At 70.8% G+C, this 10,047-nt stretch carries 8 protein-coding genes; 5 read left to right on the top strand and 3 right to left on the bottom strand.

All coding sequences use genetic code 11. The features are described 5' to 3' along the window. The 4 genes from ACWDR3_RS45850 to ACWDR3_RS45835 form a co-directional block, all read left to right on the top strand. On the top strand, positions 1-1,041 hold a 1,041-nt coding region (locus ACWDR3_RS45850; RefSeq protein ID WP_450358642.1), incomplete at its 5' end, for an MFS transporter. 67 nt (positions 1,042-1,108) lie between these two features. Next, a complete protein-coding gene (locus ACWDR3_RS45845; protein ID WP_124002440.1) occupies positions 1,109-1,225 on the top strand; it encodes an SGM_5486 family transporter-associated protein in 117 nt (38 codons plus the stop codon). Positions 1,226-1,460: 235 nt separating this feature from the next. Beyond that, complete coding sequence (locus tag ACWDR3_RS45840; protein WP_450358641.1) at positions 1,461-1,667, top strand: hypothetical protein; 207 nt, start codon at positions 1,461-1,463, stop codon at positions 1,665-1,667. A 66-nt stretch (positions 1,668-1,733) separates the two neighbouring features. After that, a complete protein-coding gene (locus tag ACWDR3_RS45835) occupies positions 1,734-2,252 on the top strand; it encodes a SixA phosphatase family protein (RefSeq protein WP_450358640.1) in 519 nt (172 codons plus the stop codon). Positions 2,253-2,340: 88 nt separating this feature from the next. Here ACWDR3_RS45835 and serB read toward each other — a convergent pair whose 3' ends face one another. After that, positions 2,341-3,567, bottom strand: a complete 1,227-nt coding sequence (gene serB / locus ACWDR3_RS45830) for a phosphoserine phosphatase SerB (protein WP_450358639.1) — start codon at positions 3,565-3,567, stop codon at positions 2,341-2,343. Positions 3,568-4,103: 536 nt separating this feature from the next. Beyond that, positions 4,104-6,491 carry a streptophobe family protein gene (locus tag ACWDR3_RS45825; RefSeq protein ID WP_450358638.1) on the bottom strand — a complete coding sequence of 796 codons (2,388 nt, stop codon included), beginning with the start codon at positions 6,489-6,491 and terminating at the stop codon, positions 4,104-4,106. Positions 6,492-6,735: 244 nt separating this feature from the next. Between ACWDR3_RS45825 and ACWDR3_RS45820 the strand changes: the two genes are divergently transcribed. Continuing rightward, complete coding sequence (locus ACWDR3_RS45820; RefSeq protein ID WP_450358637.1) at positions 6,736-9,243, top strand: FHA domain-containing protein; 2,508 nt, start codon at positions 6,736-6,738, stop codon at positions 9,241-9,243. A gap of 81 nt (positions 9,244-9,324) precedes the next feature. Here the strand turns inward: ACWDR3_RS45820 and ACWDR3_RS45815 are convergent. Next, the coding region (locus ACWDR3_RS45815; protein ID WP_450358636.1) for a transglycosylase SLT domain-containing protein at positions 9,325-10,047 on the bottom strand (723 nt) is incomplete at its 5' end.

Here is a 10,047-nt window from a genome sequence, read left to right as displayed (position 1 = left end):
ATCAACTTCGTCGGCGTCACGGTGTCGTTCGGCGTGGTCGGCGCCGTCGTCTGCGCGGGCATGGTCGCCATCACCGCCGGCCTGCTCATACGGCCCTACATCGGCGGCACGCCCGGCTTCCTGGCCGGCAGCGCGCTCGCCCTCATGGGCATCGCGGTCAGCAACGTCCTCATGCCGGTGATCGTCAAGCGCTGGTTCCCGGACCGGGTCGGCTCCATGACCGGCCTGTACTCGATGGGCCTCGCCCTGGGCACCGCCGCCGCGGCCGCCGTCACCGTGCCCATGGCCGAGGCGCTGGGCGACAGTTGGCGCTCGGGCCTGGCCGCATGGGCGTTCCTGGCCGCCGCGGCGATAGTCCCGTGGATCGCACTCGTACGACACCGGGAAGCGCCCGACGGCCAGGAGGCACCCGCGTCGGAGGCACCCGCGCGGGAGACCGAGCCGAAGCCCGAACTGCGCATCACCCGCAGCCGTACCGCCTGGGCGCTCGCCGTCTTCTTCGGGCTCCAGGCCACCGCCGCCTACATCACGATGGGCTGGATGGCGCAGATCTTCCGGGACGCGGGCGTGAGCGCCGGCACCGCCGGACTGCTGCTCGCCGTGACCATGGTGATGGGCGTGCCGCTGGCCTTCGTCATCCCGCGCCTGGCCACCCGGCTCCCGCACCAGGGGCCGATCGTGATCGCACTCGGCCTGTGCGGCCTCGCCGGTTACGCCGGCCTGTACCTCGCGCCGGCCGCGGGCGCCTGGGTCTGGGCGCTGCTGCTCGGCATCGCCAACTGCGCCTTCCCGCTGGCCCTGACGATGGTCGGCATGCGGTCCAGGACCGGCGCGGGCGTCGCCCAGCTGTCGGCCTTCGCACAGAGCACCGGCTACCTGATCTCCATCCCGGGACCGCTCCTGGTGGGCGTCCTCTACGAGAGCAGCGGCGGCTGGGGCCTGCCGATCGCCCTCATGGCGGGGCTGATGATCCCGCAGATGGTGGTCGGCGTGCTCGCGGGACGCGACCGCACGGTGGAGGACGAGGCGGCGGCACGCTGACCCCGGCTCTCGCCGTCGGCCTCACCCCCGCGACTCCGACGCGGGGCAGGGGTGCGAGACTTGCGGCATGCCAGTTCTCGACCCGAACCCCCAGAACGGCCAGAAGAAGATGCTGATCGTCTTCGGCTCCTTCTTCGCCATCTTCGTGATCATCGCCGTCATCGCGACGATCGCCTCGCCCTGAGCCGCTGATCCGCATGCCGTGAGCCGGTGTGAACCGATGATCCCCACGCCGTGAGCCGGCGCCGCGATCTGCCGTCTCCCGGTCAATGGTGGGGCTAGCACCACCATCCCCTAGGGGGTGGGTGTCAGGGTCAAGTGGGTGGATCTCCGGATGGGTTGAGGGCGCCGGAGTCCGTAACTTCGAAGTGTGACCGCGAGGGGCGGATCACCAGGGCTCGAAGACCACGGAGGAAGCCATGTCGGCCACCACGCACACCCGGCCCCACCCGGCGACCTCCGGTGGCGTCGACATCCGTCTGCCCTGGTGGGCCCTCGCCCTGCCGGCTCTCGCGTTCATCGTGCTGCTGGCCCTGATGCTCAACCCGACGGACGCGCACGCGGCGGCGAGCGACCCGATGATCACCCAGCTCTTCGAGCGGGCGCAGCACTTCATAGCGGGCTGAGCACCGCTCCGGCCACCCGTCAACTCCCCCCTCCTCATGGCCTGTTTTCATGCGAAGCTGGATTCCATGAGCGTCGCAGAACCCCGCAGGATCGTCCTTTTCCGGCATGCGAAAGCCGACTGGCCCGAGGTGACCGACCACGAGCGCCCACTCGCTGAGCGGGGCCGCATGGACGCCGCCGTCGCCGGACGCAAGCTGGCCGACACCGGCATCCCCTTCGATCTGGCCCTGTGCTCCACGGCGACCCGGACCCGCGAGACCTGGAAGCTGGCCGTCCACGAACTCCCGCACCGGCCGAAAACCGTCTACGAGGAGCGGATCTACGACGCCTCTCCCGGCGAGTTGATCGCGCTGCTGAACGAGACCCCCGACGACGCCCGCGAAGTCGTCCTGATCGGCCACAACCCCGGCATCCAGGGCCTGGCCGACGTACTCGCCGGCACGGCCGAGGGCGACGCCCGCGAGCGGATGAACCGGCGCGGCTTCCCCGCCGCCGCCTTCGCGGTCCTGTCCTTCGACGGCTCCTGGAAGAGCCTGGAGCCGAGCGCCGCCAAGCTGACCGACTACTGGGCCCCGTCCGAGTAATCGACGTACCCCGCGCAGTAATCGGCGTACCCCGTGTACACCACGTAGCTCGCACAACCCGCGCCGCCCGTCCGTCGGCTGCGGACGCTCACTCCTCGTCGTGCGTGTCCGCAGCCTCGACCTCTTCGCGGGTCACGCCCAGCAGATACAGCACCGTGTCCAGGAACGGCACGTTCACCGCCGTGTGCGCGGCCTCCCGGACGACCGGCTTGGCGTTGAAGGCGACACCGAGACCGGCCGCGTTGAGCATGTCCAGGTCGTTGGCGCCGTCGCCGATCGCGACGGTCTGGGCGAGCGGTACGCCCGCCTCGGCGGCGAAGCGGCGCAGCAGCCGTGCCTTCCCGGCCCGGTCCACGATCTCGCCGGTGACCTTGCCGGTCAGCTTCCCGTCGACGATCTCCAACGTGTTGGCCTGCGCGAAGTCCAGCCCGAGCCGGTCCCGCAGATCATCGGTGACCTGGGTGAACCCGCCGGAGACGACGCCGACTTGATAGCCGAGCCGCTTCAGCGTGCGGATCAGCGTGCGCGCGCCCGGCGTCAGCCGTACCTCGCTGCGGACCTTGTCCACCACCGAGGCGTCGAGACCCGCCAGCAGGGCCACGCGCGCGTGCAGCGACTGCTCGAAGTCCAGTTCCCCGCGCATCGCCGACGCGGTCACCTCGGCGACCTTGTCCGCGCAGCCGGCGTGCGCGGCGAACAACTCGATCACCTCGTCCTGGATGAGCGTCGAGTCGACGTCCATGACGACCAGCCGCTGGGCCCGCCGGTGCAGCCCGGCAGCCACCACGGCGACGTCGACACCGAGTGCCGCAGCCTCTGTCACCAGGGCGGTGCGCAGCGGCTCGGTCTCCACGCCGGACACCGCGAACTCGACTGCCGTGACGGGGTACTTGGCGAGCCGGAAGATACGGTCGATGTTGCCGCCGGCCCGGGTGATCCGAGCGGCGACGGCGGCCGTCGCTTCGGCGGTGAGCGGATGCCCGAGCACGGTCACGAGGGAACGGCCCAGGCCACGGGGCCGGTTGTCGCCGAGGCCGGAGATGATCTCCGCCTGCATCTTCATCGACTCCGCCCAACTGTGGACGGTGGAGCGCAACTCCCCCTCCAGCCCACGCTCCGGCTCGGTCACCAGCGCGCACAGCACCATCCGGCCACGCGTGACGACCTGCTCGATGTCGACCACGTCGACGGAGAAGGCGGCGAGGGTGTCGAAGAGGCCCGCGGTGATGCCGGGGCGGTCCTTGCCGAAGATCTTGACGAGGAGGGTGGGGAGGTCGGCGGGGACGTCGAAGGACGAGGTCTGCTCAGCGCTCATGGTGCACCCACCGTATCCGGCACCCAGTGCCGATCGCCGCCGCGGTCCGCCTAGCGGACACGGAACAGTGGGTGTCGGGTGGGTTGCGTGTGCCTTACTTGTCGGCCACGTGTCTCCTCCGGAGGTCTGCGGGTGGTGACTGACGCCGGCTGAGTGGTGGGGCGCGTGCTGCCCCCTGCGGCCTGGGAGCAGTGTGCATCGTCTGGAGAGGATGTCCACGGGCGTCTTGGGCTGGTTGAGGAGGACGGACGCGTCCTGTCCGGGGGACGTCCAGGACGAGGTGTGCGGGCGCGTGGAGTGGGGTTGAGGGGGCCGACCGCGTCCAGCTTCCGGGGACCGCGGGCGCTCTGCACCGGTTGAAGAACTCGGCTGCGTCCTGCCCGCGCCGAGTCGGGAGGGCAGCCACGCCCTACTCCCGGAGGTCTGCTGGCGTCCTTCGTCAGCTCACGAACTCGGCCGGGTCCCCACTGCGAGGCCGACCGGACGGCATCCCCTGTGCGCAGGCCGAAGGGATCACCGCCCTGTCTGCGGACACCTCACTGCCCGCCCGACGGCCTCCTCGGCGGCGGTGGCGGAGGCGGCGGCGGGGGAGGGCCGTCGTCCGGTGGCGGGGACTGGGGCCGGTTCCCGGACGGCGGCGGCTGGGGAGGCCGGCGCGGCGACTGCGGCCGTGCGCCTCCGCCCGCAGGTCGTGCCTGGCCTTTTGGCTGTCCGCTGCCGCCCCCGGGTCGCCCCCGGTCCGACGGCCGCGCGTCCTCCGGCTCGCGTACCTCGTCCGGCACGCGCAGATACGGGTTCGTGGCGGGGTTCGGCGGCCGGTACGGCGATCCGGGCACGTACGGCCCGGACTCACCGGACTGCGCGGCCGGTTCACCGGCGTAGGGCCTCTGCCCAGGCGTCTGCGGCCCCGGTTCGCTCGCGTAGGGCCCTGAGCCCTGAGGAGGTGTCCCCGGCTCGCCGGCATATGGGCCGGGGCCGCTGTCCTGCGGGTATGTCCCCGGTTCACCGGGATACGCACCCGCCCCTTGAGGACGCGCCCCTGGTTCGCTCGCGTATGGTCCGCTGCCCTGCGGGTACGCCCCCGCGTCACCGGAGTACGACCCAGCCTCCTGGCCCCGCACTCCCGATTCGCCCGCATACGGTCCGCCGCCCGGCGGATATGCCCCCGCCTCACCGGAGTACGGCCCCGACCCCTGCGCCCCCACCCCCGGTTCGCCGCCCCCATACGGCCCGGCCCCTTGCGCGTACGTCCCCGACTCGCCGGCGTACGGACCAGCCCCGGCCCCCGCCTCCCGCGAGTACTGCGGATACCCGGCACCCGAAGCCGCCCCCGCGCCCGGCGCGCCGCCCACTCCCACGTGCCCCAGTGCCAGCGGCGCCGCCCGTCGTCCCGCGGCTCCGGTCGCCCATGCGAGCAGCGCCCCGGCGGCACCCGCGCCCGCGCCCCACAGGGCACCGAGCACCAGAGCCATCCCCAGGTGCGCGTTCAACACGATCCCGGCGCCGAACGCGTCGAAGCCCAGTACCGACAGTGAGGCGTCCACGGACACCTCTGTCAGCCACCCCAGTAACGGCAACGCCAACGCCGTGGCGATCCCGAGCCGCAGCGCACACTGTCCGGCGTACCCGAGGGCACCTGGATTCCGTACCGCACCAGGCCCCGCACCCGCACCAGACCCCGGACTCGCACCCGGCCCCGTACCGCTCCCAGTTCCCGGCCCCCAGGCTTCACCGGCCCCGCGGCCCGCACCTCCCGCAGTCCCGGTCCCGCCACCTGCCCGCAGCGCCCCGCCCCCCGAACCGCCCACCGGAATCCCCACCGGCGTCCGCGAAGCCATCAGTACGCCCGCCAGCAGCATCATCAACGCCGAGGCCACCCCCAGCAGCCATACCCGGCTGTCCAGGTCGGCGAGGCGGCTGAGGGTCACCGACTGGTCGGTGTTGGCGGTGAGGAGGTCGTCGAGGGGGTCGGGGAGGAGTTTGGCCAGTTCGCCCGTGGCGCGGCCGTCGTAGGGGACGAAGAGGCCGATCGGGATGCCGAGCCACGTGCCGTTGGGGGCGCCGAGCAGCGCCGCGCCGAAGATCCGCTTGGGGTGGTCGTCGCCGATCGCCGCGTACACCGCCGCCGACAGACCCGCCGCCACCGTCACCAACATCACCGTCACGACCGCGGACGCGGCCGGGCGGACGACCCGGTGCACGGCCTCCCAGCCGCGCGGCAGAGGCGTGCGGCGCGAGGCCAGCAGGGCGATCAGGAGGATTCCGGCCGACCAGGCGAGGCCGCCGAGCAGGGTCGGCGCGGTGTCGACGGTGAAGCCGACCCCCGCCTTCGCGTCGATGAGGTTGCCGACGTTGTCCGGCAGCAGCCCGCCGATGTCCCCGAGGTCGCCGAGCCCGGGCACGCTGACCCCGCCGCCGCCCGAGCCGCCGGGCAGCTGGTCCAGGCCCAGTTGGCCGCCGTCGATCGTGATGACGTCGTGACCCGCCCAGGCCAGGCCGCCCAGCATGGCCACGAAGAGGACGATCACGGCGCCCGCGCGGGCGAGGAGTTCGGCCGGTGCGATCACAACTCCCGCCGCGCGCAAGGACCGTAGGAAGAACCACGACAGGAGCAGCGCGCCGACCAGGCTCACGCCCAACGGTGTGATCGTCACGGCCGTGGTCGCCTCGGCGCCGGTCAGGCCGAAAGCGGACACATCGCCGGACGGAGTGATCGAACCACCCGCACCGAGGGCCACCACGGCCGCTGTCATCGGGCCCAGCGAGCTCGCCGAGTCCGCCTCCAGCAGGTGCAGGCCCAGCGCCGCCGTGCCCGCCATTCCGATCAACGCCCAGCTCACCGCGGCGATCGCGGACAGCAGGACGTCTCCCCACGGCAGCCTCGGTCCGGCCTTCGTGGCCTCGACGGTCAACGACGCGCTCATGGCAGACCCCCCGATCCGCAGCGCACGGCACAGCAGCCGCGCCCTGATCCCCCTCGCGTGGATTACCACTCTCCGGGTCGGTTTCAACCCCGTCAACGGAACCGGACGATGCATGCGCGCGTGGTCTTCACGACGCCCGACTTTCGGTCAGGGGGGTGAGCCTGAAATAGTTCCCGACGATGTTCGACATCCCTAGACTCCCTGTGATGGGGGTAATTCGGGGGACTACTCAGTGGGGCTTGGAGTGCCGGAACTCGTACTGGAATTGAACGGACGTACCTGGACGCTAGAGGAGTCCAGGCCATACACCCTCGGACGTGATCCGCAGGGCGACATCGTGCTCGACGACGCCAGGGTGTCCTGGCGCCACGCCACGATCAGCTGGGGGGGCCGCAGTTGGGTCATCGAGGACCACGGCTCCACCAACGGCACCTTCGTGCAGGGCCAGCGGATCCATCAGATGGAGATCGGCCCTGGCTCCGCCGTGCACCTCGGCAACGCGACCGACGGACCGCTGCTCAGCGCGTCCGGCGCCGCGGCCGCGACGCCACAGGCCCAGCCGCAGCAGCAGCCGTACGCGGCCCAGGGCGCGAGCCCCGGCTGGGCGCAGCAGGCGCCGCCGCAGCAGCAGGCCCCGCAGGCCGGCTGGCAGCAGCCGCAGCAGGCCACACCGCAGCAGCCGGCCGCGCACATCCCGCCGCAGCAGAACTCCGGTGGTGTCGCGGGGGCACCTCCGGTCTACGGCGACCGCAGCCCGACCACGTTCCACCAGTTCTCGATCGGGCGCGTGATGCGCATCGGTCGTGCCCTGGAGAACGACCTGGTCGTGTCCGACCTGCAGGTCTCCCGCAATCACGCCGAGTTCCACTCGATGCCCGACGGGCGCATGGAGATCCGCGACCTCGGCTCGCACAACGGCACGTACGTCAACGGCCAGCCGATCGCCAAGGGCGGCTCGCAGTTGCTCGGCCCGACGGACATCGTCGGCGTCGGCCACTCGACGTTCCGGATCGTGGGCGACCGGCTTGAGGAGTTCGTCGACACCGGTGAGGTGTCCTTCTCCGCGCGCCACCTGACCGTCGAGGTCGACGGCGGCAAGCAGATCCTCAAGGACGTCTCCTTCGGCGTACCGGAGAAGTCGCTGATCGCGGTCATCGGACCGTCGGGATCCGGCAAGTCGACCCTGCTCAAGGCGCTCACCGGCTACCGGCCCGCCAACCAGGGCGATGTCCTCTACGACAACCGGAACCTGTACAAGCAGTTCGCCGAGCTGCGCCAGCGCATCGGTCTGGTCCCGCAGGACGACATCCTGCACAAGGAACTGACCGTCAAGAAGGCCCTCAAGTACGCGGCCAAGCTCCGCTTCCCCGCCGACACCACCGGCGCCGAGCGCGAGGACCGCATCAACGAGGTGCTGCGCGAGCTGAAGCTGGACATCCACAAGGAGAAGAAGGTCACCTCCCTCTCCGGCGGCCAGCGCAAGCGCGTCTCGGTGGCTCTGGAGCTGCTCACCAAGCCGTCGCTGATCTTCCTGGACGAGCCGACCTCCGGTCTCGACCCGGGCATGGACCGCGATGTCATGCAGCTGCTGCGCGGCCTCGCCGACGACGGCCGCACGGTCCTCGTCGTCACCCACTCGGTGGCCGAACTCGCCATCTGCGACAAGCTCCTGGTGATGGCGCCGGGCGGTTCGGTCGCCTACTTCGGCCCGCCCGAGGAGGCCCTGAACTTCTTCGGTTACGACACCTGGGCCGACGTCTTCTCCGCCTTCGAGAACTACCGCGACTACGACTGGGCCGGACGCTGGAAGGGCTCGCAGCACTACCAGATGTACGCCGCGGACATCGACGCGATTGCTCCGCAGTCCGTACAGATGCCGTCGGCACAGGCGATGAAGCCGCCCAAGCCGCAGGGCTGGCTCCCGCAGTTGTTCACCCTGATCCGCCGCTATGTGTCGGTGATCGTGTCGGACAAGGGCTTCCTGGCGCTGACGGTCATCCTGCCGCTCGTGCTCGGCTCGGTCAGCCTGCTGATCGACTCGGGCCAGGACCTGCTCCCGCGCGGGAAGGCCGGCACCAACCCGACGGCCACCACCGTGCTGCTGATCCTCGCGGTCGGCGCGTGCTTCGCGGGCGCCGCCAACTCGGTCCGTGAACTGATCAAGGAACGGGTGATCTACGAACGGGAGCGGGCGACCGGCCTGTCCCGCTCGGCGTACCTGATGTCCAAGGTGGTCGTGCTCGGTGTGATCACCCTGCTCCAGGGCGCGCTGGTCGGTGCCATCGGCTTCGCCACCCGCGAGGTCCCCAAGGAGGGCCTGGTCCTCGGCAGCGCGACCAAGCTGGAACTGACCCTGCCGGTCATGGCGCTGGGCTTCACCTCGATGATGTTCGGCCTGGTCATCTCCTCGCTGGTGAAGACCTCCGAGAAGACGATGCCGCTGCTGGTGATGTTCGCGATCGTCCAGGTCGTCTTCACCGGCTGCCTGTTCACGCTGAACGGCGCGGTGGGCGTCAACCAGCTCTCGTTCCTGATGCCCTCGCGCTGGGCGGTCGGTGCCGCGGGCGCGACGCTCAATCTGAACGTCCTCTTCCCCGACAAGGACAATCCGGGCCGGACGGACCCCCTGTGGGAGCACACCGCCAACGCCTGGACGATCGACATGATCGCCCTGATCGCCCTCGCGATCGTCTGCGGCTTCCTGGTGGCCCGCTTCCTGCGCCGCCACGAGCCGGAGGTCATGCGCAAGTAGCAGGTCCCGTACGACGCCGAAGGGCGGCACCCGTCAGGGGGTGCCGCCCTTCGGCGTTCCGTAAAGAGGTCCGCGCCGACCTCAGTACGCGCTGTTGACGTTGTCGATCGAGCCGTACCGGTCCGCCGCGTAGTTGGCGGCGGCCGTGATGTTGGCGACCGGGTCGTAGATGTTCGAGGACGTACCGGAGACGTGGTACGCGTTGAAGGTCGGCTGGATGACCTGGAGCAGACCGATCGACGGGGTGCCGTTGATCGCGTTGACGTCCCAGCCGTTGATGGCGCTCGGGTTGCCCGAGGACTCCCGCATGATGTTCTTGTACAGGCCGTTGTACGAGCCCGGGATGCCCTTCTGCTTCATGATCGCCAGGGCGTGGTTGATCCAGCCGTCGAGGTTGTTGGCGTAGGTCTTCGCGGCGGGCTTGATCGCGGCGCGCTTCGTGGAGCGGCTCGCGGTCTTCTTCGCCTTGCGCTCGGCCGCGGCCTTCTTCTTCGCCGCGGCCTGGGCGGCGGCCTTCTTCTTGGCGGCGGTCTCGGCGGCGGCCTTCTTCTTCGCGGCCGTCTTCTTCGCGTCGGCCTTCGCCTGGATCTGCTCGGCCTTCAGGCTGGCGCCGGCGAGCTGGTCGGTGACGCTGGCCTTGACGCCCTTGATCGGCTCGGAGCTGTAGGCGATCTGCGCCTGCGCCGAGGAAGCGGCCTCGCTCGTGGTCGTCTCCGCGTTGCCGGGCACGGCGGAGAACGCGAGGGAGGCGGCACCGAGGGTGGCGACACCGGCGATCGCGATCCTGTGGCGACGGGTCAGGGC

Source organism: Streptomyces sp. NPDC001002 (assembly GCF_053599215.1).
This window is presented reverse-complemented; position numbering and strand designations above follow the sequence as displayed.

Coding starts and splice junctions, on each gene's coding strand:
- ACWDR3_RS45845 (WP_124002440.1), top strand. CDS start 1,109: ATGCCAGTTCTCGACCCGAACCCCCAGAACGGCCAGAAGAAGATGCTG.
- ACWDR3_RS45840 (WP_450358641.1), top strand. CDS start 1,461: ATGTCGGCCACCACGCACACCCGGCCCCACCCGGCGACCTCCGGTGGC.
- ACWDR3_RS45835 (WP_450358640.1), top strand. CDS start 1,734: ATGAGCGTCGCAGAACCCCGCAGGATCGTCCTTTTCCGGCATGCGAAA.
- serB (WP_450358639.1), bottom strand. CDS start 3,567: ATGAGCGCTGAGCAGACCTCGTCCTTCGACGTCCCCGCCGACCTCCCC.
- ACWDR3_RS45825 (WP_450358638.1), bottom strand. CDS start 6,491: ATGAGCGCGTCGTTGACCGTCGAGGCCACGAAGGCCGGACCGAGGCTG.